We start from the raw sequence: 24,315 nt of genomic DNA, 5'->3' as shown, positions 1-24,315 counted from the left end.
TGCGGGTTCCGCAGCCGCGCGCGCTTCCGCATCGCGATCTACTTCCACTGCGGCGGACTCGACCTCTACCCCGCCTGCGCGTGGTCAGGCGCATGATTCCAGCCACACCATTCTCGGAAGCCCCAAGTATGTTTTCGCTTGTCGGGAGTCTGGGCCATCGGCCGGAGGATCGGATGCGATACAGACGCACCTGCGAGGCGGTGCTGGCCGTACTGGTAATGGCGCTCACCGGGGGACTTGTCCCGATGTCGGCTGACGCTTTGCCCATAGGGAGGACCTGGGCGCCATATGCCAGGATGCAGGTGTCGGGTTCATCGCACGAGTTGGGATGGCTGCGCCTTGACCGCGCGGTATTCGGAGTTCCGTATTTCGTGATGAATGTTGGCTGGGACGGCGGCCCCGGGTACGTCTGGAGCACGTTCGTCTGGGCCGACACGGGATGGCGCAATACGTTTCGCTCGAACACCATTACCGGTGGGCTGCCGGAGTTTGCCGTGCAGGACGTACGGCCTCGAACGATGATCGACATCGGGACCGAGGACCGAAACTTCCTCTGTCGGCTCGCGGTGCAGAGCGTGAACCCTGATTCCATCGCTCCACCGGATTCGATCGGCACGACGGTCTCGCAGTCCTCCGACTACGCCGCTGCCGCCTCCAACCGGCGTCGCTGGGCGATCCGCAGCGAACAGCGACGTACGTCCTCGGCCTGGTTTGTGCGCGTGTATTACTCCGACACCACCCGCATCTGGCACGAAGTCGAACCGGTTGGCATCGACGAGTTCACCTGCTCGATCGCCCCACTCGGAGACACGACCGCGATGATCGCCTACGCAGGCGAGTCGGGGCTTCAGTACGCGATCCTGGACGGCGCTCGATGGGTGGTGACGGGCAATCTCGACCCGCGCCCGTGGAGTCCCGTCCACCCCCGCCTCCGGCTACGCCCCTCCGGTGGACTGTGGCTCTTCTGGGCCGACTACGACTGGATGCACATGTCGAGCTACAAGGACGGCGTCTGGAGCCGCGGCGACAGCGTGCAGTGCATTCCGAACGCGGGCGAGACGTTTCGCCCGATCTTCCTCGACGCCGAACACGACACCACCGAGTACCCGGTCCTCGCGTGGACCAACTCGGGCTACGGCGACACCTGGCGCGACGTCACCGCCATCGCCTTCCCGAACGGTCACGGCTGGGATCCGGGCGAGGAGGTGCCCGACAGCCAGGAGAGCGGCTGGTTCTCGCCCACGATGACGACCGACCTGAACGGCGACGTGTGGGTCGCCTGGCGTCTGGCGCGCTACGGCATCAACCGCTGGACGCACACCTACTGCTCCGCCACCTGCGCCGCGCCGGCGGTTGCCCTCCGCGGCGACGGCGTGCGCCTGTCGTGGGCGCTCACCTCGCGCGCGCCGGGCAGCCGCTGGTCCGTGTGGCGCGCCGCGGGCGACGGTGCCTTCGACTCGCTCGGCACCGTGCGGGCGGGCGAGGACTCGGTGCTCACCTTCGACGATGCGATCGCCTTCCCCGGGCAGACGTGGCGTTACCGCATCCGGCGCGAGAGCGTGGACGTCCGCTACCGCTGGGAAAGCGACGTGGCCACGCACTGGCGGCCCGACACGCGCGCGCCGATCGGGCTCACGCTCACCAATCCCACGAGTGGCGCGCGGCTCGCGTTCCGCCTGAGCGGCGCGGCCGGCCTGCTGTGGGTGCGGCTCTACGACCTGCAGGGGCGCCAGGTGCTGCACCAGCGCCTCGCGGCGAACGGCACCGGCGAGGATTCGTTCACGCTCGACCTGGGCGGCAGCGGCGCGCGGCGGCCGGGCATGTACTTCCTGCGCGTCTCCGACGGCACGCTGCGGACGACCCGCACGGCGAGGGTCGCGGTCATCCGGTAGCTCTCGCGCAGCGCCTACGCCGTTCAGTCCGGCGTCGCCCCCGACGGTACGCCGGTGCGCTGAGCGAGGTGGTTCGCCGGGCGCTCGCTCGCGAAGCGGCGCACGAGGTCGGCCAGCGCCTGCGGCCGGTCGAGCATGACGAAGTGGCCGGTGTGAGCCATCCGCACCGGAACGGCGCCGCGCGCCCGGGCGTAGCCGAGCTCCGCCGCGCAGTCGCGCCAGCTCTCAGAGTCCGGCCACGAGCGCGACGAGAGCACGACGAGCAGCGGCACCGACAGGTGCTCGATCTGGCGCGAGAGGTCCTCGGTCACGGCGAGCCGGATCCAGTCCTTCATGACCGTCGAGTCGAGCCGCGCGGCCTCGGCGAACAGCGCCGCGCCCTGCGCGGAGTCGCGGCCGAAGGGCACGTACGCCTCGCGCAGCGTGCCGCGATAGTCCTTCTCGAGCGCGGTGAGCAGCCCGGCCCGCTCGGCCGGCGACCTCTGGGGTTTCAGCGCCGTCTCGACCAGCACCAGCGCGCGCACGCGTCCCGGCGCGTGCAGCGCCTCGGCCGCGGCGACGAGACCACCCACGGAGTGCCCGACCAGCACGACCGGACCGTGGCATTCGTCGGCGATCTCGCGGTCGAGCGCGAGCGCGGCGCCCGAAAGCGTGAGCGGCCGCGCCATGCTCGCGATGCCATGACCGGGCAGCTCGGTGAGGATCACGCGATGGTCGCGGGCGAGGTCGCGCGCCATGGGCAGCCAGTGTTCGGCGCGGCTGCCGAGCCCGTGCACCAGCACGACCTCGGGCCCCGAACCGAACGAACCGAGCGCCGCGGGCGCGCGCCGCACCGACGCCACGCGCCCGAGCACCAGGACGAGCGCGACGAGTGGCACGAGCACGAGCAGCAGGCGACGGGTCATGGCGGGCCCCGGGCGGAAACGGCGCATCCCTCGCGAAGGAGGGGCTCGCGTCCGGTATCGGCCGCCGCCGCGGCGCGCTTGCGCCCGACGTGAAGACCCGCCCGGAGCGGCCGGGCGGGCCTTGCGTCAGCGCGGTGTCGGGGCGTGGTCCGGGCCGCTCGTCGCGCGGTGGCCCGTGGCGTCGCGGGGCTGCGCGCTACTTCTTCGCCGCCCCCAGCCGTGCCGCGCCGTAGGCCGAGAGAATCGCCGCGAGCGTGTCGGGCTGGTCCCTGGCGATCTGCATGCCCGAACCGCCGACGCGTCGCGGCACCGCGATCGTCGTGTCCTCGTAACCGAAGCGCTTCGCGACCTCGCCCCACGGCTCACCCTGCTTCCAGGTGCGCTCGCTGAAGATCAGCTCGATGGGAAGCCCGACCGACTTGAGTTCGCGGTTCGCGTCGGCACGCAGGAGGTTGCGCATGTACGCCTTGACCGTCGCCGGCTCGACCGCGGCCAGCTTGGCGTACAGGATCGCGCTCTCGGCCGAGTCGCGACCCATCTTCGAGAACGCCATCTGCGTGAACGTCGTGTAGTTGTCGTTCATGAAGCGGACGAGCTGCTGGACCTGCTGGTCGTCCACCGGAATCGGCGACTTGAGCGCCGCGTCCATCAGCACGAGGCCGCGCGCCTGCCCCGGGTGCGCGGCGAGTGCCTTGAGCGCCAGCATGCCGCCCAGGCCCTGCCCGACCACGATCGTGCTCTCGGGTTTCTGCAGCGCGATCACGCTGTCGAGCTGCGCGGCGGCGGCTTCCAGCGAGAACGGGTCCGGCAGCGGGCTGGTGCCGTGCCCGGGCAGCTCGACCATCACCAGCCGGTAGCGGTCCTTGAGGCGCTTGAAGAGCGGCAGCCAGTCGGTGCGCGAGCCGCCGAGGCCGTGGACCAGCACCATCGTGGCGCCGCCCGTGCCCATTTCGGTGACCTGCAGGCTGGGCGCCGGGCCGGCGGCGAACGCCGCGGTGATCGTGGCGGCCAGGACCAGCGCGGGGACTGCGAGGCGGGCGAGTCGCACGTCGAAGACCTCCTGTCGTTGCGCGGACTGCTGGGGTGTCTGCGCGGCGTTTCTACACCCGGCCCGCGCAGGGCGCCAACGCGGGCGCGGTGCGGTCCGCGCATCGTGCGGTGCCGGCGCGGCGTGGCGCGGGCGCGGGTGCCGCCCGGACACGGTGCGGGCGCGGTGTTCGCGCGGTGTCCGGTCGCACCCTCGTCGCACGTCCGCGCCGGCCCGAAAAAAAGAGTCTTGCATTGCTGCACACATGTGCAGTAGATTGCCCGGCGTCGGCGCGACCCGCCCCGCCACGGCGGCGCGGCTGATCGCAAACGGGACCTCCGAAGCCATGCGAAGCGAAGCGATCGACGAAGCCGTGGCGGTGCGCGCCGATTTTTCGGGCGGCACCGCCACCCCGGTGGCCTTCCGGCGCCGGGGCCGCGAGTACCGGATCCGGCGCGTCAACACGCGCTGGGTGGACCGGGTCGGGAAGCACCCGCGTTTCTATTTCTCCGTCACCGACGAGAACGGCGACGTCTACCAGTTGCAGCTCCACGGCGGAGACCTGCTCTGGTGGCTCGACTCGGTCTCGCTGGAGGCCTGATGAACCGCAGCATCGCGCGCTCGGTCGCGGCGCCGGCGGGAACGCATGACGCGTCCCTGCCTCCGGCCACGAACGACAAGGCACCCGTGACGCCGCGGCAAGGCGCCGCGATCGAACGCGCGAACGCGACGGCAACGACACCACACTCGGGCGCGGCCGCGTCCGGCGCCGGCATCGCGGGGATGGCCGGGCCCGCCGGACCGGCCCGCCCGGAGACATCTTCCATGACGCCCGGCGCGTCGCTGCAGCCGCGCACCGTCCTGCACGTGGACATTGACGCCTTCTTCGCCAGCATCGAGCAGCAGCGCGATCCGCGGCTGAAGGGCAGACCGGTCATCGTCGGCGCGGGCGTGATCGCGTCGTGCTCGTACGAGGCGAGGGCGTTCGGGCTCAAGGCCGGCATGACGCTGACCGAAGCGAAGCGCCTGTGCCCGAAGGCCGTGATCCTCGAAGGCCACGCGCAGGTCTACCGCTGCTTCGCCGAGCGCATCTTCGAGCGCTGCCGCGCGCTCTCGCCCGACGTCGAGACCTATCTCGACGAGGCCTACCTCGATCTGACCGGCACCGAGCGCACGCACGGCGGCGACCTGGTGGCGGCGGCGGCCCGCCTGAAGCGCGCGATCCTCGAGGACACGGGCCTCACGGTCACCTGCGGGCTCGGGCCCAACCGCATGCTCGCCAAGCTCGCCGGCAAGACGGTCAAGCCCGACGGCCTCGCCCGCGTGCTCGAGTGCGAAGCCGAGGAGTTCCTCGTCGGGCGGCCCATCGAGCAACTCGCGGGCGTGGGCCACGCGCACGCGCGGACGCTGCGCTCGATGAACCTGCGCACCATCGGCGAGCTGCGCGCGCTGCCCGTCGGCGCGCTCGAAGCGTTGTTCGGCTCGCCCGGGCGGCTCCTGTACGAGCGCTGCCGCGGCCGCGACACCGCGCCGGTCACGACACGCGAGGTCCCGCTCACGATCTCGCGCGAGACCTCGTTCCACCGCGACACTGCCGACGTGGCCGGGATCGAGGGCATGCTCGACTACCTCACGGGCCGCGCCTGCCGCGCGGCGCGCGAGCTGGGCCTCGCCGCGCGCACGGTCGCGGTGCGGCTGCGCTACAGCGACGGCGAGGGCGCCGAGCAGGCGCGCTCGCTCGGCTCGCCGAGCGCCGTGGACCCGGTCGTGCTCGCGCTCGCGCTCGAGCTGCTGCGGCGGCAGTTCACGCGCCGCGTCTCGCTGCACGCGGTCGGCGTCACGCTGTCGGGCTTCACGCGCGACACCGCCGAGCAGGGCGCGCTGTTCGACGAGCGCGAGGCCGGCCGGCGCGCGGCGCTCTGCGAGGCGCTCGACCGCGTGCGCGGCAGCTTCGGCCACGGCTCGGTCGTCTCGGGCCGCGCGCTGCACCTGAAGACCGAAGTCGAGCAGGATCGCCACGGCTTCCGCCTGCGGACGCCGTCGCTCACCCGGTAACCCGCGGGCGCGCACCGCCCGTCCCATTCCATGAGGAGGACGCGATGCCCCACTTCACCGCGATCGCCACCGCGATCTACCCCACCGCCGACCTCGCCAAGGCGAAAGCCTGGTACGCGCAGGTGTTCGGCGCCGAGCCCTACTTCGACCAGCCGTTCTACGTCGGCTTCGACATCGACGGCTACGAGCTGGGCCTGATGCCCGCCGAGCCGCCCGCGCACCAGCCCGGCAACCGCGGCGTCGTCGCCTACTGGCGCGTCGCCGACTGCGCCGCCGCGCACGCCCGCGTGCTCTCGCTCGGCGCCCGGGACCTCTCCCCCGTCCAGGACGTCGGCGAAGGCATCAAGGTCGCCACCGTCACCGACCCCGACGGCAACGCCCTCGGCCTCATCGAGAACCCGCACTTCAAGAAGTAGAGGGGATTGCACATGAAGGCGTAGGCCCGCGGGGCGAGGGGCCGGCGCCCCCGCATGACGGAACACCCCGAGACGTGAGGACACCCATGCCCTTCACCCCGCTCCGCGTCCGCTCCCACGGCTCGCTCCTCGCCGGCGTCGCCGCTCCCGAAGCGCTCGCGGACCGCGCCCTCGAACTCGGCTACCGGGCGCTCGCGCTGACCGACCGCGACAACCTCTATCTCGCCGTCCGCTTCCTCCAGCACGCCGCAGCCAACGGCCTGCGGGCGCTGCCCGGCGCCGAGCTGACGCACGGCCGCGCGGCCGTGCTGCTGCTGCCGCTCGACCGCCGCGGCTGGGCCAACCTGTGCGCGCTGCTCACCGCCCGCCACCTCGATCCCGCCTTCGACCTCGCCGTCGCCGTCGGCGAACTGCACGCCGGACTCCACGTCGTCGCCGAGTCGCCCGCGCTCGCCGCCGCGCTGCTCGCCGCCGGCGTGCCGGCCGCCGCGGGCGCCACCGCGCCCGCCCGCGAAGGCCGCACGCCCGCGCGCCCCGTGGACGGCCGCCGCGGCGGGCTGTGGCTCGGCGTGCGCGGGCTGCCGTTCGAGCGGCCGCGCCTGCGCGAGCGGCTCCTCGCCGCGCGCGAGCTCGGCGTGCCCGCCGTCGCGACCGGCGACGTGCTCCTGCTCTCGCCCGCCGATCACGAAGCGCACCGCGTCGCCGTGACCGTCGCCGCGAACGAGCTGCTCGAACGCATGCCGCCCGGCTCCTTCGGCGCGCGCGAGGCCTGGCTCGCATCGCCCGCGGAGTGGGTGCGCCGTGTGCGCGCGGTGTGCGCCGGCGCCGGCTGCGCCGACGCCGCCGGCGTGCTGCTCGCCAACAACGAGGCGCTCGCCGAACGCTGCCGCTGCGCGATCGAGATGGGCGTGCCCATCTTCCCGCGCGCTCCGCGCCGGCCGGGCGACGACGCATCGGCGAACGCACCGCCGGCCGCGGGCGCGCACGCCGATGACGATGACCGCCGCTGGGCGATCCGCCGCCTGCGCGAGCTGGCGCGCGAGGGCCTCGAACGCCGCTACCCGGAGCGCACGTCCGTCGCGGGCGCGTCCGCGCGCGCCGCGTCCCCCGCCGTGCGCCGCGCGGCGCGGGCCCGTTGCGAGACCGAGCTCGCGCTCATCGAACGCATGGGCTTCACCGATTACTTCCTGCTCGTCGCCGACATCGTCGGCTTCGCGCGCTCGCGCGGCATCCCGACCGTCGGCCGCGGCTCGGGCGCCGCGTCCATCGTCGCCTACCTGCTCGGCGTGACCAACGTGGACCCGATCCGCTACGGCCTGCGCTTCGAGCGCTTCCTGCACCCGCAACGGCGCGACTGCCCCGACCTCGACGTGGACCTGTGCTGGCGCCGTCGCGACGAGGTGATCGCGCACGTCTACGAGGCCTACGGCGCGAGCCGCGTGGCGATGATCGCGACGCACGCGACGCTCGGCCCGCGCGCGGCGTTCCGCGAGGCGGCCAAGGTCCTCGGCGTGCCGCTGCCGCGCGTCAACGCGCTCGCGCGCCGCGTCCCGCGCGGCGCCCTGCCCGACTCCTCGGCGCTCGAACGGACGCTGCACGCGGGCCACGCGGACGAGTTCCGCGAGCCGCGCATCGCCGAGGCGCTGCGCCTCGCCGCGAAGCTCGCGGGCGCGCCGCGGCACCTGGGCGTCCACTGTGGCGGGCTCGTCATCGCCGACCGCGAGCTGACGCACTACCTGCCGCTCGAGCGCGCGGCCAAGGGCGTCGTGATCTCGCAGTTCGAAATGCGCGCGGTCGAGGCGATCGGGCTCGTCAAGATGGACCTGCTCGGCAATCGCGCGATCACCACCATCGGCGAATGCCTCGAGCTCACGACGGGCGGCGCACACGGCGGCGCGGCCGCCTTCGCGGACGTGCGTCAGGTCGTGCCCGACTTCGTGCCCGACCCGGACGACATCCCCGACGACGACACGCGAACCGGCGAGGTGGTCGCCGCGGGCGACACGCTCAACTGCTTCCAGCTCGAGTCGCCCGCGATGCGCGGCCTGCTGCGCATGCTGGCGGGTGACACGCTCGACGACACGGTGGCGGCGGTCGCGCTCGTGCGGCCGGGGCCCGCCGAGTCCGGCGCCAAGGCGGCGTTCTGCCGCCGCCGCCGCGGGCTCGAGCCGGTCGCGTTCCCGCACGAGCGGCTGCGCGAAACGCTCGCCGGCACGCACGGCGTGCTGCTCTACGAAGAGGACGTCATGCGCGTCGCGCACGCGCTCGTCGGCCTGCCGTTCGCCGAGGGCGAGACGCTACGCCGCGCGATCGCCGCCGCGCGCGACGAGGAGGAGTTCCGCTTCCTCGAGCGCGGTTTCCTCGCGCGTTGCGCGCGCGCGGGCGTCGCCGAAGCCGACGGCCGGCGCGTGTGGGCCGAACTCGCGCGCTTCGCCGGCTACGCGTTCTGCAAGGCGCACGCGGCCGGCTACGGCCGGCTCGCCTGGCAGAGCGCGTGGCTCAAGACGCGCCTGCCCGCCGCCTGGCTCGTCGGCGTGCTGCACTCGCACGCCGGCATGTACCCGACATGGGTGCACGTCGAGGACCTGCGCCGCGGCGGGCTTCATCGCCCGCCGGTGCGGGTGCTCGCGCCCTGCGTGCTGCGCTCGGCCTGGGAGAGCCGGCTCGAGGACGACGGCGGCGCGTGGCCGCGCGCGACCGGGCCGACGGCGGCGCGTGGCGCTTCGGCCGGCGCGGACCTGGCGGCGGAGGAGGGCGCCGCGAGGCGGCGCGTCGTGGCGGTCGGCGTCGTGGTGGCGGCCCGCGCCGCGCCATCAGCGGCGAGCGGCGGCGCGCCACCTGCGGCGCTGCTCGCCCGCCACGGCGCCGTGCGCGTCGGGCTGCATCGCGTCACCGGGCTTTCGCACGCGACCGGCGCGCGGATCGTCGCGGCGCGCGGGGCGCGCGCGTTCGCGAGCCTGGCCGATCTCGTGGACCGCGCGCGCGCCACGCCGCCCGAGCTGGCAGCGCTGGTGCTCGCGGGCGCGTGCGATGCGCTGCCGGGCCCGGGCGGCCGCCCGCGTACGCGCGCGTCCATGCTGCTCGAAGCGCGCGTCGGCACGGCGCTCGCCGCGGCCGCGGGCCGGCGCGGCGGGGCGCGCGCGGGAGTGCGTGGCACGCTGGTCTCGCCCGACGGTGTTCCGCTCGCGCCGGCGGCCGGGGCCCCGAAACCGGGAGGCGAGGCGCTGCCGGAGCTGCCCGAGCTGCCGCGCGCCGAGCGCGTGCGCGGTGAGTTCGCCTCGACGGGCCTGTGGTTCAGCGCCCATCCGCTCGAGGTGTTCGCGCCGCCTGAGGCGCTCGAGGACACCGTGTCGTGCGCTTCGCTCCACCACTGGGTGGGCCGCTGGGTCGCCCTTTGCGGCGTGCCGTGCGCCTCACGGCGCGTCGAGGCGAAGACCGGCGGTCACGTGCTGTTCACGACGCTCGCCGACCGTGGCGGCGCCGCCGAGTGCGTCGTCTTCCCCCGCGACTACCGGCGGCTCGGCGCCGCGATGTCCGGCGAGGTCGTGCGCGTCGAGGGCCGCGTGGACGAGACGCTCGGCGCGCTCACGGTGGTCGTCGAGCGCGCGGCCTCGTTCGGAGCCGGCGGCTCGCGATCCGAAGGCGCGCCCTCACGCAACCGGCCCGAGTCCGCGCTCACCCGCCGGGCCGGCGAGCAGGGCCCGCCGTCGCGATACCGCGTCGCGCCGTAGCGGTGCACGCGCGAACCGCACGCGACGGGGCGCGTCCGCCCGTTGCGTGCGCCCGGCGTGGGTCGCGGTGCCGGCGGAAGGCGCCGCGTGGACTGGAAACCATCGCGCGGGCGGACCGCCCTCAGCCCGCGTGCCGCGCCGCCTCGGCGCATGCCTGCACGATGTCGCCCGCGGGCACGATCGAGCGGATCGCGCCGACGCTCTTGCCGGCCTGCCAGACCTCGCGGTTCCCGCGTGGATCGTAGGCGTCGCGCTTCATGAGCCACAGCGACTTGAGCGCGAACACCGTCCGCATCCAGTGCTTGCGCCGCCGGCCGCGCAGCATCCAGCGCTCGAACGCGTTCACCTTGAGGCCCGCGCGCTTCACGCCCGGTGTGTTCAGCACCGCCACCGGCACGCCGGTGATGCGCTCGGAGAGCACGACGTCGTCCTCGTCCGCGTCGAGGATCGCCTGCTTGTACGACGCGCTCGCCGTGCACTCCGTCGTGGCGATGAAGCGGGTGCCCATCTGAACGCCCGCGTAGCCGAGGCGCAGCGCCTCGACGAATCCGGCGGCGTCGCCGACGCCGCCCGCGCACACGACGGGCAGGCCGAACGGCGCGAGCTCGGCGAGCAACTCCCGCGCGCCGCGCGGTCCGGCGTGGCCGCCCGCGCGGCGGTTCACGGCGATGAGACCGTCCACGCCGCCGTCGATCGCCTTGGCCGCCCACTTCGCCTCGGTCACGTCGTGGTACACGACCCCGCCCGCCGCGTGCGCCGCCTCGCACACCCAGCGCGGGTTGCCGAGCGAGGTGACGAAGAACCGCACGCCCTCCTCCAGCGCCTCGTCCACCCAGCGTCGCATGCGCTCCATGTAGGCCTTCGAGGATTTCTCGATGAGCGCGTTCATGCCGATCGGCTTCGCGGTGAGGGTCCGCATGTAGCGCAGCGCGGCGCGGAACTCGCGCTTGTGCACGTAGGTCAGAGACACGGGCTGGGCGATGCCGATGCCGCCGGCTTCCGAGACCGCGGCGACCAGCTCGGGGTTGCCGCACGGATACATGGCCCCGCCGATGAGCGGCACCTCGATGCCCGCGTGTCGCGTCAGCGGCGTGTCGAGCAGCCCGGCGCTCATCGCGGACCCGGCCCGGGCGGTGCCGCCGCCCGCGGCCCCGGAGCGCACGGGCCGTCCGCGTGCGGTCCCGCCTTCCGCGGCGGACGCGCGCCCGTCATCGCGGAGGCGCGGGCGGCGGCGCCGGACCGAGCCGCCAGCGAACGATGATGACCGCCACCACGTCGCCCGCGGCGTCGCGGATCTCGGCGCGCACGTCGTGCTCGAGGTCGCCCGTCACCGCGGGCACGGTCACGTTCGCTTCGGCGAGCAGCGTGCCGCGGGCCTTCTTCGCGTAGGTCGCGTTCAGGCCGAGCACGATGCCGCGCACACCGGCCGGCAGCGCGGTCGTCATCGCGAGGCCGCTCGCCAGTTCGCCCAGGTTGGCGAGCGCGACGGCGTGGACCGAGTTCAGGTGATTGCGAATGCCGCGGCGGTCACGCAACTCGAGCTTCACGCGACCGGGTTCGAGCACGATCACCCGCGCGCCGAGCGCGCCGCTGTACGGCACGAGGCGGCCGAAGACGAACATGAACAGCGCGCGGCCGAACGGCAGCGGCGAAAGCGTGCGCCACAGGGCGAGCACGCGGGTCCCGGGAGACTCGGCGGGCGGCATGGCGGCACTCTCCCAGCGCCCGCGCGGACGGGCAAGCAGGCGGTCAGGCCTTCGGGGCCTCGCCGGAGGCCTTGCGCATCCGCCCGACCTGGACGAGCAGGTCCCACGACATGCCCGCGGCGTTCACCAGCGTGACGATGGTGAGCATCATGAACTGCAGCATGCGCCCCGGTCCGGGTTCGACCAGGAACCCGATCGAGGCGGCCACCGCGATGCCGAAGATGAAACCTGCGAGCCCGAGTCGCCGGCGCAGAAACTGCTCGTGCCGGGTCAACTGTCGTCGGGCACGCGCCCGGTACATGTTCCAGGCGATGTACCCGAGGCTCACGGTGGACAGCACGAACACCGCGAGCCCGAGCACCCGCGGCGGCGGGTCCGGGATGAGAAAGAAGAGCGAGAGCGTGAGCACGAAGATGAAGTTCAGGTACGCCATGCGTGCGGCCGCGAGGAGGTGCGCGCGTTCGTCGTGGAGAAGCGTGTCGAGGTGGAACGAAAGCGCCACGAACAGCAGGCCGACGAGCGTGACGGCGGCCGTGCCGGCGAGCAGGTAGAACTCGTGCCAGCCTTCGATCGCGTGCCTGAGCGCCGTGGCGGCGACGGCGGCCGAGTCGGGCGCGGCGCCGCTCTTCGCGTGCAGGAACGGCAGCGAGAGGAGCAGCGCCGCCGGGCTCACAGTTCCAGTTCCGTCCGTCGGGACTTGAGCGCACCCAGCACGAACGAGAGGTGCTGGTCGAGGTCCACGCCCAGCTCGGCGGCGCCGTTGACGATGTCGTCGCGGTTCACGTTGCGGGCGAAGTCGGCGCGCTTGAGCTTCTTCTTCACCGACGCGACCTCGACGCCGGCGATGGACTTGTCGGGCTGGACGAGCGTGCACGCGACGAGGAAGCCGCACAGCTCGTCGCACGCGAACAGCGCCTTCGCCATCGGCGTGTCGCGCGGCACGCCCGTGTGCGTCGCATGGCCGAGCACGGCGCGGCACACGTCCTCGGGCCAGTCCTTCTCGCGCAGCACGGCGACGCCCTGCACGGGGTGACGCTCGAGATCGGGGTGGCGCTCCCAGTCGAAATCGTGGATGAGGCCGGTGATCCCGTAGCGCTCGACGTCGCCGCCGTGCGCCTCGGCGTACGCGCGCATGGCGGCCTCCACGACCAGGCAGTGCTTGCGGAGCGCCGGGTTCGCGACCCACTCGTGCAGCAGAGAGAGCGCTTCCTCGCGGGTGGGCAGAGTGGCCGCGGACATCAGCGTTCGCGGACGTGCGGTTCGCGCGAAAGGGCGACCACGACCGGCGCCGGGCTCACTTCTGGAAGAACTCCCGGTTCTTCGCGGTGAAGCTCGCCCACTTCTCGGGCACGCCGTTGTCCGGGAAGATCGCCTGCACGGGGCAGGCGGCTTCGCAGGCCTGGCAATCAATGCACTCGTCGGGATGGATATAGAACTGGTCCTCGCCCTCGTAGATGCAGTTGACGGGGCAGACCTCGACGCACGACTTGTCCTTCACACCGATGCACGGCTCGGCGATGACGAACGGCATGGCGACAACCTCCGATGCGAAACCAGCGTGCCGGGATCGAACCGGCGCGCGAGCAGGCGGGCCCTTGGAAACCGCGGACCAGTCTAGGTAAGCCGCCGCGATGCGGCAAGGCGGCCCCGCGATCCGGACCGCGTTCCCGCGCGTCCGCCCCCCGCGTTCGAGCGACGGTGCGGCGCCATGCGAGCCGCGGGCTGGACGGCTCGCCTAGATCTCGGCCTTCTCCACGCGCGCGCGCTCGAGGCCGGTGCAGCCTGCGAGCGCGTCCATGAGCGTCTCGTGCGGTGTCTCGCGCGTGACGCGGACCTCGAGCGACGCGGTCAGCCGGTTCTCGGCGACGAACCGCTCCGCCTGCACGAGCCCGACGTGCGCGCCGGTGCGGCGCAGCCGCGAATACACCTCGTCCAGCGAGTCCTGCTCGATCAGAGAGACCTGCACCCGGCGGGTCTCGAGCCGGTCGTCCTTGTCCTCGAGGCGGCGCAGCAGCGTGAGGGCGACCAGCCCCAGCGCGGTGACGAACACGGCGGTCATGTACATGCCGCCGCCGGCGGCCATGCCGATCGCGCCGACCAGCCACAGACCCGCGGCCGTCGTCAGGCCCAGCACGTTGAGCCCGGTGCGCATGATCGCGCCGCCGCCCAGGAAGCCGATGCCCGTCACGATGGACGCCGCGATTCGCGAGACGTCCACCTCGACGTGCTCGGCGCTCGTGTAGGACTGGTGGTCAATGAAGTGCGTGGAGACGACCATGTAGGTCGCCGAGGCGAGCGCCACGATCATGTGCGTGCGCAGCCCGGCCGGTCGGCCGCGCCGGTCGCGCTCCATGCCGATGACGCCGCCGAGCAGCGCGGCCACCACGATTCGCAGCATCTCCCAGCCGTGCATTCCGTCCGCCTCCGTCTCCCCATCCCGCCGCAGGCGCGCCGGTGCGCGCCAGGACGACCTCCGGCGGGGCGCTGTTCCCGCGTGCATACCACGGCGTGCGCGCGAACGCACGGGAAAGCGACGGACGCGGCGGGCGGCCGCGGGTCCGCGCCCCTTACCGCAGGCGCACGATGCGCCGCGAGAGCGTCGCGCCCGCGGTCTCGAGCCGGGCGAGATAGATGCCCGCCGGCGCGGCGCGACCGCCGGCGTCGCTGCCGTCCCAGTCTTCCGAGTGCGCGCCCGCGACCAGCGCGCCGTCCACCAGGACTCGCACGCTCCGCCCCTGCACATCCAGGATCGAGAGTCGCGCGTGTCCGGGGGCCGCCAGCGTGAAGGCGAGCGTCGTTCCACCCCGCGCGGGATTCGGCCACGGCCGGGCGAACGCCAGCGTCGCGGCGGCGGCGTTCACGTCCGCCGGCGCACCGTAGGTGATCCGGCGCACCTGCCCGCCGGTATATTGCGTGTAATAGAGGGCGCCGTCGCCACCCATCAGCAGGTCCACCGGACCTCCGCCCCAACCCCAGCCCGCCGTCGTGCCCCAGGGCATCGTGACCGACACGACGCTGTCGCCGGCGAGCACCATGCGGCCGATCTGCCCGCGCGAGTGATCCACGAAGAAATAGTTGCCCGCGTACCCGGGCGGGAACGATCCGCCGGTGTGGAACGCGGCGCCGGTGATCGAGGCGCCGTTGCCCGCGTGCGGGTAGGTGAAGATCGGATTCACCGCGTCGGCCGGGGCGGGCTGTTCGGCGCCTTCGTGGTCGGGCCAGCCGAAGTCGGCTCCCGGGTCGCCGCGGTTGATCTCCTCCCACAGGTAGGAGCCGACATCGTTCACGAACGGCCGCAGCGTGCCCGGCTGGAGCGCGAAGCGAAACGGGCTGCGAAGGCCCTTCTGCCAGATTTCGCCACGCGCCCCGGGAACGCCGATGAGCGGATTGTCCGCCGGGATCGAGCCGTCCAGGTTCAGGCGCAGCAGCTTGCCCTCGAGCCGGTCGTTCATGCGCGGCCAGCCGAAGAACTCGCCGTCGCTCACGTCGCCGATCGTCAGCCACAGATGCCCGTCGGAGCTCGTCCGCAGTCCGCCGCCGACGTGATAACCGGCGCCAGTGGGCAGGGGTGCGATCACCACGACTTCGCTGCCCGCCAGGACCGTGTCCGCCTGAACCGTGAAACGGGAGACGCGGTTCTCCGGCGCGGGCTGCGAGCCCGTGTACGGCGTCCAGAACACGTACAGCCAGCGATTCACCGCGTAGTCCGGATCGAGCGCGATGCCGAGCAGGCCCTGCTCCTCGTAGGTCTCGACCGGCAGCGTGAGCATGGGCGCGGGAAGCAGTCCGCCCTGATCCACGACGCGGATCACGCCGCCCCGCAGACCGACCAGCAGCCTGCCTTCGGGGGTCATCGCCAGGGTCGTGGGCTGTTCGAGCCCGCTCACGACGGGCTGGTCGTCGAATCCGGCGGGGTGGGTCTGGGCGCGCAGGTCGGGCGTGGCGAACAGCAGGATCAGCAGGATCAACAAGACGCGGTTTCGCGGCACGGGAAGCTCCGAAGCGAAGGGTGCTGGAAACTTCGGCGGGCCGCTCGCAGGGCCGACATCGCGCGAACCCCGCCGCGGCCGCGCCGGGGAATTCTAGTGGTGCCCGCCAACGCGTCACCAGCCCAAAGTGTCCAGCGGCCGCAAAACGCTCCGTTCCGAAGGGCGCCCGGTGAACCTTTCCGGACGCGGGTGCCTCTCAACATGAGCAACCGGCCCCGCCGCGCGAACGACGCCCGCCATCTGCTCCCGCCGGTTGGCGGAGCCGCACCGGGCGAGGCTAATATCCGCGGCGCTCGCCACACCTTATGACCTGCATGGGAGGCGCCAGTGTCGCGCGTTCACGACGTCCTGATCCTCGGCTCCGGCCCTGCCGGCTACACGGCCGCCATCTACGCGGCGCGAGCCAATCTCAAGCCCGTCGTCTTCACCGGCCTTCAGCCCGGCGGCCAGCTCACGATCACGACGGAGGTCGAGAACTACCCCGGCTTCCCCGAGGGTCTGCTCGGGCCCGAGCTGATGGACAAGTTCCGCGAACAGGCCGCCCGCTTCGGCACCGAGATCCTCGATCAGACGGTCGAACGCGTGGACTTCTCGGGCCGCCCGCTGCGCGTCTGGTCCAACGAGGTCGAATACGCGGCGCGCAGCGTGATCGTCGCGACCGGCGCGAGCGCCATGCTGCTGGGGCTGCCGAGCGAGGCCGAGTTCATGGGCGCGGGGGTCAGCGCCTGCGCGACGTGCGACGGCTTTTTCTTCAAGGGCAAGCGGGTGATCGTGGTCGGCGGCGGCGACACGGCGATGGAGGAAGCCACGTACCTGACGCGCTTCTGCTCCGAGGTCGTGGTCGTCCACCGGCGCGACGAGCTGCGCGCCTCGAAGATCATGCAGGAGCGGGCGCTCGCGAACGCGAAGATCCGGTTCGTCTGGAACAGCGAGATCGCCGAGGTGCTCGGCGAGCCGCACCGCCGCGTCACCGGCGTCCGGCTGCGCGACACGAAGACGGGCGCGCTCACCGAAATGGCGGTGGACGGCGTGTTCGTCGCGATCGGTCACCAGCCGAACACCGGGTTCCTCGGCGGCCAGCTCGAGACGAACGCCAAGGGCTATCTCAAGGTGAAGCCGGGCACGTCGTACACGAGCGTCGAGGGCGTGTTCGCCGCCGGCGACGTTTTCGACTCGGTGTACCGTCAGGCGGTGACCGCGGCCGGCAGCGGCTGCATGGCGGCGATCGACGCCGAGCGCTGGCTCGAAGCGCAGGCCCACGCCGAGCATGCGGCGGCCTCGCGCGCATGACGCGGCGCTAGGCAGGGGAACGGAGGCGGATCTTGGAACGCGAAGTCCTCGAGTTCGACGTCCAGTTCGTCGGCGCGGGCCCGGCCGGCCTTGCGGGTGCGATTCACCTCGCGAGCCTGATCGCCCGGCACGATGAGGCCGTCGCCGCCGGCGGCGCCGGAAAGGCGCTCGGCGAGATCGGCATCGCGGTGCTCGAGAAGGGCGCCGAGGTCGGCGCGCACGGCTTCTCGGGCGCGGTCATGGACCCGCGCGGCATGGCGGAGCTGCTGCCCGACTGGCGCGAGCGCGGCTGCCCGGTCGCCGCCGACGTCGCGCACGACGACGTCTACATTCTCTCGCGCGACGGACAGTTCAAGCTGCCCTTCCTGCCGCCCGTGCTCAGGAACCACGGCAACGTCATCGTCAGCCTCGGCGACGTGTGCCGGTGGCTGGCGACGATCGCCGAGGAGAAGGGCGTCCTGATCGCGACCGAGACCCCGGCCGCCGCACCGCTGCTCGAGAACGGCCGGTTGCTCGGTGTGCGGACGGGCGACAAGGGCGTGAGCAAGTCGGGCGGGAAGAAGAGCACCTACCAGCCCGGCGCCGACGCGCTCGCCAAGGTCACGGTCCTGTGCGAGGGCCCGCGCGGCTCGCTCACGAAGCAGCTCGAAGGACCGCTCGGCCTGCTCGCCGGCCGCGATCCGCAGGTGTACGCGACCGGCGTGAAGGAGCTGTGGGAGGTGCCGCCCGGACGCGCCGCCAAAGGCCGCGTCATCCACACGATGGCCTGGCCGCTCGACCGTCACACGTTCGGCGGCGGCTTCATCTACGGACTTTCCGACACGCAGTGGTACGTGGGCTTCTGCACCGGACTCGACGCGCCCGACCCGACGAGCGACCCGCACGGCAACCTGCAGAGGTTCAAGGAGCACCCGCTCGTGCGCGGCCTGCTCGAAGGCGGCAAACCCGTCGGCTACGGCGCCAAGGCGATCCCCGAGGGCGGCTGGTACTCGATGCCGAAGCTGTCGGCCGAAGGCCTGCTGCTCGCCGGCGACAACGGCGGGTTCCTGAACGGCGGGCGGCTCAAGGGCATTCACCTCGCGATCAAGTCGGGCATGCTCGCGGCCGCGACGATCTTCGAGTGCCTCAAGGCGGGCGATTTCTCGAAACAGAAACTCGCGGACTACGAAACGCGCGTCGCGTCGTCGTGGGCGGGCGAGGAGCTGCGCTCGATGCGCAACTTTCACCAGGCGTTCGACGGCGGACTCTGGCAGGCGCTGCCGCGCACCGGCTTCCAGATGTACTTCGGCGGCCGCGACCCGTTCGGCGACCACCTGCCGGGTCACGCGAGCCACGAACGCATGCGCAAGCTCGCCGAGGTGCACCCCAACGGCAAGCCGGCGCCGCGCAAGTTCGACGGCAAGCTCACCTTCGACAAGCTGGCCGACGTCTATCTCTCCGGCACCCTGCACGAGGAGGACCAGCCCGTGCACCTGGTGGTCGCCGACCTCAACGTCTGCGCCACGACCTGCCGCACCCAGTACGGCAACCCGTGCCAGCATTTCTGCCCGGCGAACGTCTACGAGATGGTCCCCGACGAGGCGAAACCCGGAGCGCTGAGGCTGCAGATCAACGCCGCGAACTGCGTGCACTGCAAGACCTGCGACATCGCCGATCCATTCCAGATCATCACCTGGACCACGCCCGAAGGCGGCGGCGGCCCGAACTACAAGCACCTCTAGAAGAGAGGAGCCCATGTCGCTCCGCCCGCTGTTCGGCTTCGCCCTCGTCGTGCTGCTCGCGACGACGTTGTCGTGCGCCGTCTCGGACGTGCCGGGGGTGTACGCGCCCGGCGAAAGCCCGGCCATGCCGCTGCAGAGCGCCGCGCGCGAGGGGCTCGCTCCCCCGTATCGCGGATTCTACGACGCGCTCGAAGGCGAGGGCGACTGGACGCTGATCGAGCCCTACGGCTGGGTCTTCCGGCCGCGGGTCAACTTCGACTCGTGGCGTCCCTACGAACAAGGCTGGTGGGAGCCGTCGGACGCCTACGGCTGGGTCTGGTATTCGAACGACCCGTTCGGCTGGATCACCGATCACTACGGCGCGTGGTTCTACGATTCGTTCCAGGGCTGGGTCTGGCAGCCCGGCCCCGTCTGGGGACCGGCGTGGGTGGCGTGGGTTTCGGTCGGCGACTATCTGGGCTGGGCGCCGCTCGGTCCCCCGGGCTACGACGACTACGCGGACGCGCCGGGCGGCGTCTTCACGTTCGCCGGCGCGCAGCAGTTCAACGGCATGAACCAGACCTCGACCGCGCTCTACGTGATGCGCCCGCCGGTCACCGACCGGCCGGTGCGCGAGATCGCGAACTGGGCGCGGCGCGGCGGCGTGACCTACAACCGTGGTCCGGATGCGGCGCTCCTCACGCGATTGGGCGGAGCGTTCAGCGCGCCGCTGCAGGAACCGGCCGTGCGCCGGGTGAAGCTTCCCGCGCTCGCGCCGCCGGGCGAGTCGGATCTCATCCGGCGGACCGAGCGCGCCGTGAACGCGGGCGCGCGAGTCCTCGGCCAGGCGCGCGTCGAAGCGCCGCCGCCCATGCCGGCCGCGCCGAGAATGAAGGCGCCCGTGCCGGTTCCCGTGCCTCCCGAGCCCGCGACGCCGGCCGACAGCGTCGTGCGTCACGACTCGACGCGCGTCGGTCATCCGGGTCCGCGGCCTCCGAAGAAGCACCCCGGGCCGCCCCGCCCGCAGCGCGAGCCGCGGCACCCCCGTGCCGAACCCGACAGCACGAAGGGCTGATCCGCCGCGCGACGCATCGCCCGGCGAGCGGCTCAAGGCGCGCGCCCTGGCGCTCGGTTTCGACGCCGCGGGCATCGCGCGCGTGGAGCCGCTCGAGGCGATCGGGCGCTACGAGGCGTGGCTCGCCGCCGGCCGTCATGGCGACATGGCGTGGCTCGCCAACGACAAGCACCGCTCCCGGCGGGCGGACCCGGCCCGCCTGCTCGCCGGCATCCGCTCGGTGCTGTGCGTCGCGCTCGCGTATCCGCCGGCGCGCGAGGAGGCGCTCGACGCGCGCGTCGGTCGCATCGCGCGCTACGCCGCCGGCGAGGACTACCACGCGCTCATGAAGGAGAAGCTCGGCGCGCTCGAGGACTGGATCCGCGCCGAACTCCTCCCCGGCTCGGGCTCGCTCTGGTACTCCGACACCGGCGCGATCCTCGAGCGCGGCTGGGCCGAACGCGCCGGGCTCGGCTGGATCGGCAAGCACTCGGGGCTCCTCTCGCCCGCGCGCGGCTCGTACTTCCTGCTCGGCGAAGTGCTCATGGACCGCGACCTCGAGCCCGACGCGCCGCTCGCGGGCGAGCACTGCGGCACCTGCACGCGCTGCCTCGACCAGTGTCCGACGAACGCGATCGTCGCGCCCTACCAGGTGGACGCGCGCCTGTGCATCTCCTACCTGACGATCGAGCTGCGCGGGCCCATTCCGCGCGAGCTGCGGCCGCTCGTCGGCGACTGGATCTTCGGCTGCGACGTCTGCCAGGAAGTGTGTCCCTGGAACCGCTTCGCCCCGCCCGCGCGCGAGGCGCGCCTGCACGCTCGTGAGCTCGAGGGCTGGACGCTCGAGCGCTTCCTCGCGCTCGATGAGCCCGGGTTCCGGGAACTGTTCGCGACCAGCCCGATCCGGCGCGCGGACCGCGAAGGGTTCCTGCGCAACGTGTGCGTCGCGCTCGGCAACCGCGGGCAGGCCGCGGCGCTGACGGCGCTGGCGCGCTCGCTGGCGCACGATCCCTCGCCGCTCGTTCGCGGGCACGCCGCCTGGGCGATCGGCCGGATCGCCGCCGCGGCGGGCCTCGCGACGGCGGACGGCCCGGCCGCGGGCTTCGATCGGGCGCGCCACGATCGGACGGACAACGGCCCCGCGGGCGGCGACGCGGGGAACGGGTCGCGCACGGTGGACGCCGGCGGCGCGATCCACGAACGGGCGAACGCGGTGCTGCGCGCGGCGGAGCACGACGACTCCACGTTCGTGCGCGAGGAAGCGACTCTCGCGCTCGCCGGGGTGCGCGCTTGACGCTCCTGCGCCCCGCATGCGTGCGCCCGGCGGTCGCTGTGGCGCTGGCGGCGCTGCTGGCCGCGCCCGCAGGGGCGGGCAGGCCCGTCATCGGCGCCGATCTCTCCTCGCTGCCGCGCGTGGAGGCCGGCGGCGGCGTCTTTCGCGTGCGGGGCGACACGGTGAATGCGATGGTCGCGCTGCGCGACGCCGGGCTGGACGCCGTGCGGCTGCGCGTCTGGCACTCTCCCGCCGGCGGCGAGTGCGGGCCCGCGGCCACGGTCGGGATGGCGAAGCGGGCGCACGCGCTGGGCCTGCGCGTGATGCTCGACCTGCACTACTCGGACACCTGGGCCGACCCGGGGAAGCAGACGCCTCCCGCCGCGTGGCGTGAACTTCCGCCCGCGACGCTCGCCGACAGCGTGCGCGCGTGGACGCGCGACGTGCTCGCGAACTGCGTCGCCGCCGGCGCGCCGCCCGAGTGGGTTCAGCTCGGCAACGAGGTGGACGCGGGGATGCTCTGGGACGCTGGCCGCCTCGGCGCGGGCGGCGCGAACGCCGACGGCTTCGCCGCGCTGCTGCGCGCCGCGGCCGAGGGCGCGCGCGAGGGCGCGCCGCACGTCCGGCGCATCGTGCATTTCTCGCGCGGCGGCGATGCGGCGGCGAGCGCGGCGTTCTTCGGCCGGCTCGTCCGGCTCGGCGTGCCGTTCGAGATCGCGGGGCTCTCCTACTACCCGTGGTGGCACGGCTCCCTGGCGGACCTCGAGCGCAACCTCGATGCTCTCGCGCACAGCCTCGGCCGCGATGTGATGGTGGTCGAGACCGCCCATCCGTGGACGCTGCGGGCGTTCGACTCCACGCACAACCCGGTGGGCGAGCCGCGGCAGGTCGGCGCGTGGCCGGCCACGCCGCGCGGCCAGGCCGCGTTCGCGCGCGCCGTGCGCGGCGCGGTCGCGGGCGTACCTAGTGGCCGCGGCGCGGGTGTCTTCTGGTGGGAACCCGCGTGGATCGCGGCGCCCGGCTACGGCTCGCCGTGGGAGAACTGCGCGCTCTTCGACTCCGCCGGCGCCGCGCTCCCGGCGCTGCGCGCCTTCGCGCGCTGAACAGGCTTCGGCGATTCGGCATCCGTGGCTCGACGGCGGTGCGCCCGGCGAGGGCGCAGCCATGGATGGCGAGAGCCCGAGTGGATGCAGCGCAGCGAGGCAGGAAGCCGAGCAAGCGGGCCGCCGTCGAGCCACGGATGCCGAATCGCTGAATGTCCGCTAGTCGGCGCCCAGCGTCTGGCCCGATGCCCATGAGGCTTCGCCGCCTTCGAAGTGCTCCTTCTTCCAGATCGGCACGGCGCGCTTGAGCTCGTCCATCGCCCAGCGGCAGGCGTCGAACGCGGGCCCGCGGTGCTCGGCGGCGACGACCACCACGACGCTCGCCTCGGCCGCTGGCACGTCGCCCAGCCGGTGGACGATCATGCAGGTGGCGATCGCGAACCTTCCGCGCGCCTCACGCTCGATGCGGCCGAGCGCCTCGAGCGCCATCGGCTCGTAGGCCTCGTACTCGAGCCGCGTCACGCGCCGGCCTTCGTGATGGTCGCGCGTCGTGCCCAGGAACGTGACGATCGCGCCCAGGTCGGCGCGCGCCGCCGCGGCGGTGAGCGCGGCGTCGTCAATGCGGGCGCGGGTCAGTGCCGGCACGCGCCTAGCCTCCGCTCACCGGCGGCAGCAGCGCGATCTCGGCGCCATCGGCGAGCGCGTCGCCCTCGCGTGCGAGCGCGCCGTTGACCGCGACCGCCAGGTGCGGGCGGAGCGCGGCCAGCCGCGGGTGCAGGTGTATCAAGGTCTCGAGCGCGTCGCTCACGCGGGCGCCCGGCGCCAGCGAGATCGTCTCCTGCCCGCGCCCCGCCTGCTCGCGCGCCTGCGCGAACAACAGCACCTTCACCTTCAGCTCCGCCGCGCTCACTCTTGGACCCTCCCTCGCCGAGCGCCTATGCTCGCGGGCCCATGGACCCGACGCAAGCGCCTCCTGGCGGCGGCCCGCCGCAGCCCCCGGCCGACACTCCCGACTCCGCCGCGCTCGCGGCGCCCCCCGTGCCCGAAACGGGCCGGCCCTCCCCGCAGCGCGGACTGCTGGCGTGGGTGGTCCTGATCGGTGCGGGCTCGCTGGCCAGCACGCTGCTCTTGCACCCCGAGCTCGCGCTGCTCTTCGCGGGCGCGGGCGTGTTCGCGCTCGCCCAGGCGACCGACGCGGCGTCCGAGGCTTCGGCCTATCGCCACTGGGTGCGCGACCTGTTTCCGGAGCGCAGCCTCGGCGGCGAGTTCTTCCGGCTCATCGTCGGCGCCATCGTGCCCGGGGCGGGCGCGCTCGTCTACCTCGGCATCGGCAGCTACGCCTGGAAACTCGGCGACGAGTTCCACCACCGCTTCGCGGCGCTCTGGAGCTTCGCCGCCGCGGGCGTCAGCCTGCTGCTCATTGCCCGGCCCGTCGCCGACCGCCTGACCACGATGATCTTTCGCTCCGCCGTCGTCAGCCGGACGCGGCGGCTCGCGGCGAGGCTCTTCGTGCTCGGCGTCCTGCTGCCCGTGCCGATGCAGGCGATGCTGCCCGACCTGCTCGACGCCATGCGTGACAGCCCGGTGCCGCTCGCCGACGCGCGCGCGCTGATCGCCCAGCTGCTGGGCGAGATCGCCATCGCGCTGGCGGGCGTCGGCTGGCTCGTGCACCGGCGCTGGCCACAGGCGCGCGAGCGGCTGGGCCTGGGCGGCGTGAAGCTATCGTACGTCGGCTTCGTGCTCGCCGGGCTGGTCGGCGCCATCGTCATCAACTCGGGCACCGAAATGCTCCAGCGCGCCGCGTTTCCCGGGCTGTGGCGGCACGACCAGGAAGTCACCCGGCTCATCGCCGGACAGATGCCCGTGTGGACCGCGCTGCTCCTGGGCCTGAGCGCCGGCCTCGGCGAGGAGGTCATGCTGCGCGGCGCGCTGCAGCCACGGCTCGGCATCGTGCTCACGTCGGTGCTGTTCGCGAGCGGGCACGTGCAGTACTCGTGGTACGGCATGACGACCATCGCGCTGCTCGGCATCCTGCTCGGCGTGGTGCGCCGGCGGACCAACACGACGACCGCGATCCTCGTGCACTCGCTCTACGACGTGTTCGCGGTCCTGACGTCGCAGGGCTGACGCCGGGCGGGCCAGCCGCTGCGTCACCGCGCGCCACCGCCCGCGGGCTGCGCGAGTCCGAACAACGGCGGCACGCCCCTGAACGCCCCGGGCCAGTTTTCGTCCTG

General features: G+C 73.1%; 22 protein-coding genes. 11 read left to right on the top strand and 11 right to left on the bottom strand.

The window, feature by feature from the left end; translation table 11 throughout:
* Nucleotides 1–374: 374 nt before the first annotated feature.
* A complete protein-coding gene (locus tag IT347_05905) occupies nt 375–1,892 on the top strand; it encodes a T9SS type A sorting domain-containing protein (GenBank protein ID MCC6349109.1) in 1,518 nt (505 codons plus the stop codon).
* Nucleotides 1,893–1,915: 23 nt separating this feature from the next.
* On the opposite strand, the gene IT347_05900 is transcribed toward IT347_05905, so the two are convergent.
* Entirely contained in the window at nt 1,916–2,797 is an 882-nt protein-coding gene (locus IT347_05900) for an alpha/beta hydrolase (GenBank protein ID MCC6349108.1), read from the bottom strand.
* Between the two features lie 196 nt (nt 2,798–2,993).
* A complete protein-coding gene (locus IT347_05895; GenBank protein MCC6349107.1) occupies nt 2,994–3,845 on the bottom strand; it encodes an alpha/beta fold hydrolase in 852 nt (283 codons plus the stop codon).
* Between the two features lie 325 nt (nt 3,846–4,170).
* On the opposite strand from IT347_05895, the gene IT347_05890 reads away from it, so the two are divergent.
* The 4 genes from IT347_05890 (at nt 4,171) to IT347_05875 (ending at nt 10,026) form a co-directional block, all read left to right on the top strand.
* A complete protein-coding gene (locus tag IT347_05890) occupies nt 4,171–4,425 on the top strand; it encodes a hypothetical protein (GenBank protein MCC6349106.1) in 255 nt (84 codons plus the stop codon).
* A 224-nt stretch (nt 4,426–4,649) separates the two neighbouring features.
* Nucleotides 4,650–5,879 (top strand): DNA polymerase IV, encoded by a 1,230-nt coding sequence (locus IT347_05885; protein ID MCC6349105.1) that lies wholly within the window; start codon nt 4,650–4,652, stop codon nt 5,877–5,879.
* 44 nt (nt 5,880–5,923) lie between these two features.
* Nucleotides 5,924–6,295, top strand: coding sequence for a VOC family protein (locus IT347_05880; protein ID MCC6349104.1), 372 nt, complete (start codon nt 5,924–5,926; stop codon nt 6,293–6,295).
* Between the two features lie 86 nt (nt 6,296–6,381).
* Complete coding sequence (locus tag IT347_05875) at nt 6,382–10,026, top strand: DNA polymerase III subunit alpha (GenBank protein MCC6349103.1); 3,645 nt, start codon at nt 6,382–6,384, stop codon at nt 10,024–10,026.
* 121 nt (nt 10,027–10,147) lie between these two features.
* On the opposite strand, the gene IT347_05870 is transcribed toward IT347_05875, so the two are convergent.
* From IT347_05870 to IT347_05840, 7 genes are all read right to left on the bottom strand, one after another.
* Nucleotides 10,148–11,140: a nitronate monooxygenase gene (locus tag IT347_05870; GenBank protein ID MCC6349102.1), complete on the bottom strand. Its 993-nt coding sequence runs from the start codon at nt 11,138–11,140 to the stop codon at nt 10,148–10,150.
* A gap of 94 nt (nt 11,141–11,234) precedes the next feature.
* On the bottom strand, nt 11,235–11,732 hold the full coding sequence (locus IT347_05865; protein ID MCC6349101.1) for a DUF4442 domain-containing protein: 498 nt from the start codon (nt 11,730–11,732) through the stop codon (nt 11,235–11,237).
* Between the two features lie 43 nt (nt 11,733–11,775).
* A complete protein-coding gene (locus IT347_05860) occupies nt 11,776–12,405 on the bottom strand; it encodes a hypothetical protein (GenBank protein MCC6349100.1) in 630 nt (209 codons plus the stop codon).
* On the bottom strand, nt 12,402–12,971 hold the full coding sequence (locus IT347_05855) for an HAD family hydrolase (protein ID MCC6349099.1): 570 nt from the start codon (nt 12,969–12,971) through the stop codon (nt 12,402–12,404). The genes IT347_05860 and IT347_05855 overlap by 4 nt, the downstream gene beginning before the upstream one ends.
* Before the next feature lie 55 nt (nt 12,972–13,026).
* Nucleotides 13,027–13,263, bottom strand: a complete 237-nt coding sequence (locus IT347_05850; GenBank protein MCC6349098.1) for a ferredoxin family protein — start codon at nt 13,261–13,263, stop codon at nt 13,027–13,029.
* A 204-nt stretch (nt 13,264–13,467) separates the two neighbouring features.
* A complete protein-coding gene (locus tag IT347_05845; protein MCC6349097.1) occupies nt 13,468–14,145 on the bottom strand; it encodes an MgtC/SapB family protein in 678 nt (225 codons plus the stop codon).
* 154 nt (nt 14,146–14,299) lie between these two features.
* Entirely contained in the window at nt 14,300–15,721 is a 1,422-nt protein-coding gene (locus IT347_05840; GenBank protein ID MCC6349096.1) for a PQQ-dependent sugar dehydrogenase, read from the bottom strand.
* Nucleotides 15,722–16,048: 327 nt separating this feature from the next.
* Here IT347_05840 and trxB point away from each other — a divergent pair, with 327 nt between their 5' ends.
* The 5 genes from trxB to IT347_05815 are packed head-to-tail and all read left to right on the top strand — an operon-like array spanning nt 16,049 to nt 22,141.
* Nucleotides 16,049–17,011, top strand: a complete 963-nt coding sequence (gene trxB / locus IT347_05835; GenBank protein MCC6349095.1) for a thioredoxin-disulfide reductase — start codon at nt 16,049–16,051, stop codon at nt 17,009–17,011.
* 29 nt (nt 17,012–17,040) lie between these two features.
* Nucleotides 17,041–18,732: an electron transfer flavoprotein-ubiquinone oxidoreductase gene (locus tag IT347_05830; protein ID MCC6349094.1), complete on the top strand. Its 1,692-nt coding sequence runs from the start codon at nt 17,041–17,043 to the stop codon at nt 18,730–18,732.
* A 13-nt stretch (nt 18,733–18,745) separates the two neighbouring features.
* Nucleotides 18,746–19,786: a hypothetical protein gene (locus IT347_05825; GenBank protein MCC6349093.1), complete on the top strand. Its 1,041-nt coding sequence runs from the start codon at nt 18,746–18,748 to the stop codon at nt 19,784–19,786.
* Complete coding sequence (gene queG / locus IT347_05820) at nt 19,758–21,059, top strand: tRNA epoxyqueuosine(34) reductase QueG (protein ID MCC6349092.1); 1,302 nt, start codon at nt 19,758–19,760, stop codon at nt 21,057–21,059. The genes IT347_05825 and queG overlap by 29 nt, the downstream gene beginning before the upstream one ends.
* Nucleotides 21,056–22,141, top strand: a complete 1,086-nt coding sequence (locus IT347_05815) for a glycosyl hydrolase 53 family protein (GenBank protein ID MCC6349091.1) — start codon at nt 21,056–21,058, stop codon at nt 22,139–22,141. The genes queG and IT347_05815 overlap by 4 nt, the downstream gene beginning before the upstream one ends.
* A gap of 159 nt (nt 22,142–22,300) precedes the next feature.
* Here the strand turns inward: IT347_05815 and IT347_05810 are convergent, their stop codons facing one another.
* Both IT347_05810 and IT347_05805 read right to left on the bottom strand, forming a co-directional pair.
* Nucleotides 22,301–22,726, bottom strand: coding sequence for a molybdenum cofactor biosynthesis protein MoaE (locus tag IT347_05810; protein MCC6349090.1), 426 nt, complete (start codon nt 22,724–22,726; stop codon nt 22,301–22,303).
* Nucleotides 22,727–22,730: 4 nt separating this feature from the next.
* Nucleotides 22,731–22,991 carry a MoaD/ThiS family protein gene (locus tag IT347_05805; GenBank protein MCC6349089.1) on the bottom strand — a complete coding sequence of 87 codons (261 nt, stop codon included), beginning with the start codon at nt 22,989–22,991 and terminating at the stop codon, nt 22,731–22,733.
* A gap of 128 nt (nt 22,992–23,119) precedes the next feature.
* On the opposite strand from IT347_05805, the gene IT347_05800 reads away from it, so the two are divergent.
* Nucleotides 23,120–24,208 carry a CPBP family intramembrane metalloprotease gene (locus tag IT347_05800; protein MCC6349088.1) on the top strand — a complete coding sequence of 363 codons (1,089 nt, stop codon included), beginning with the start codon at nt 23,120–23,122 and terminating at the stop codon, nt 24,206–24,208.
* The last annotated feature ends 107 nt before the right edge of the window (nt 24,209–24,315 follow it).

The sequence above is a fragment of the Candidatus Eisenbacteria bacterium genome (assembly GCA_020847735.1).
Classification (GTDB): Bacteria; Eisenbacteria; RBG-16-71-46; order RBG-16-71-46; family RBG-16-71-46; genus CAIXRL01.
The sequence above is the reverse complement of the archived record's forward strand: the minus strand, read 5'-3'. Positions and strand labels throughout refer to the sequence as shown.

What these genes read in the sequence shown, in the direction of transcription:
- IT347_05890 (MCC6349106.1), top strand. Translation starts at nt 4,171, where the DNA reads ATGCGAAGCGAAGCGATCGACGAAGCCGTGGCGGTGCGCGCCGATTTT.
- IT347_05855 (MCC6349099.1), bottom strand. Translation starts at nt 12,971, where the DNA reads ATGTCCGCGGCCACTCTGCCCACCCGCGAGGAAGCGCTCTCTCTGCTG.
- IT347_05900 (MCC6349108.1), bottom strand. Translation starts at nt 2,797, where the DNA reads ATGACCCGTCGCCTGCTGCTCGTGCTCGTGCCACTCGTCGCGCTCGTC.
- IT347_05880 (MCC6349104.1), top strand. Translation starts at nt 5,924, where the DNA reads ATGCCCCACTTCACCGCGATCGCCACCGCGATCTACCCCACCGCCGAC.
- IT347_05845 (MCC6349097.1), bottom strand. Translation starts at nt 14,145, where the DNA reads ATGCACGGCTGGGAGATGCTGCGAATCGTGGTGGCCGCGCTGCTCGGC.
- IT347_05865 (MCC6349101.1), bottom strand. Translation starts at nt 11,732, where the DNA reads ATGCCGCCCGCCGAGTCTCCCGGGACCCGCGTGCTCGCCCTGTGGCGC.
- IT347_05825 (MCC6349093.1), top strand. Translation starts at nt 18,746, where the DNA reads ATGTCGCTCCGCCCGCTGTTCGGCTTCGCCCTCGTCGTGCTGCTCGCG.
- IT347_05850 (MCC6349098.1), bottom strand. Translation starts at nt 13,263, where the DNA reads ATGCCGTTCGTCATCGCCGAGCCGTGCATCGGTGTGAAGGACAAGTCG.
- IT347_05875 (MCC6349103.1), top strand. Translation starts at nt 6,382, where the DNA reads ATGCCCTTCACCCCGCTCCGCGTCCGCTCCCACGGCTCGCTCCTCGCC.
- IT347_05885 (MCC6349105.1), top strand. Translation starts at nt 4,650, where the DNA reads ATGACGCCCGGCGCGTCGCTGCAGCCGCGCACCGTCCTGCACGTGGAC.
- IT347_05905 (MCC6349109.1), top strand. Translation starts at nt 375, where the DNA reads ATGAATGTTGGCTGGGACGGCGGCCCCGGGTACGTCTGGAGCACGTTC.
- IT347_05870 (MCC6349102.1), bottom strand. Translation starts at nt 11,140, where the DNA reads ATGAGCGCCGGGCTGCTCGACACGCCGCTGACGCGACACGCGGGCATC.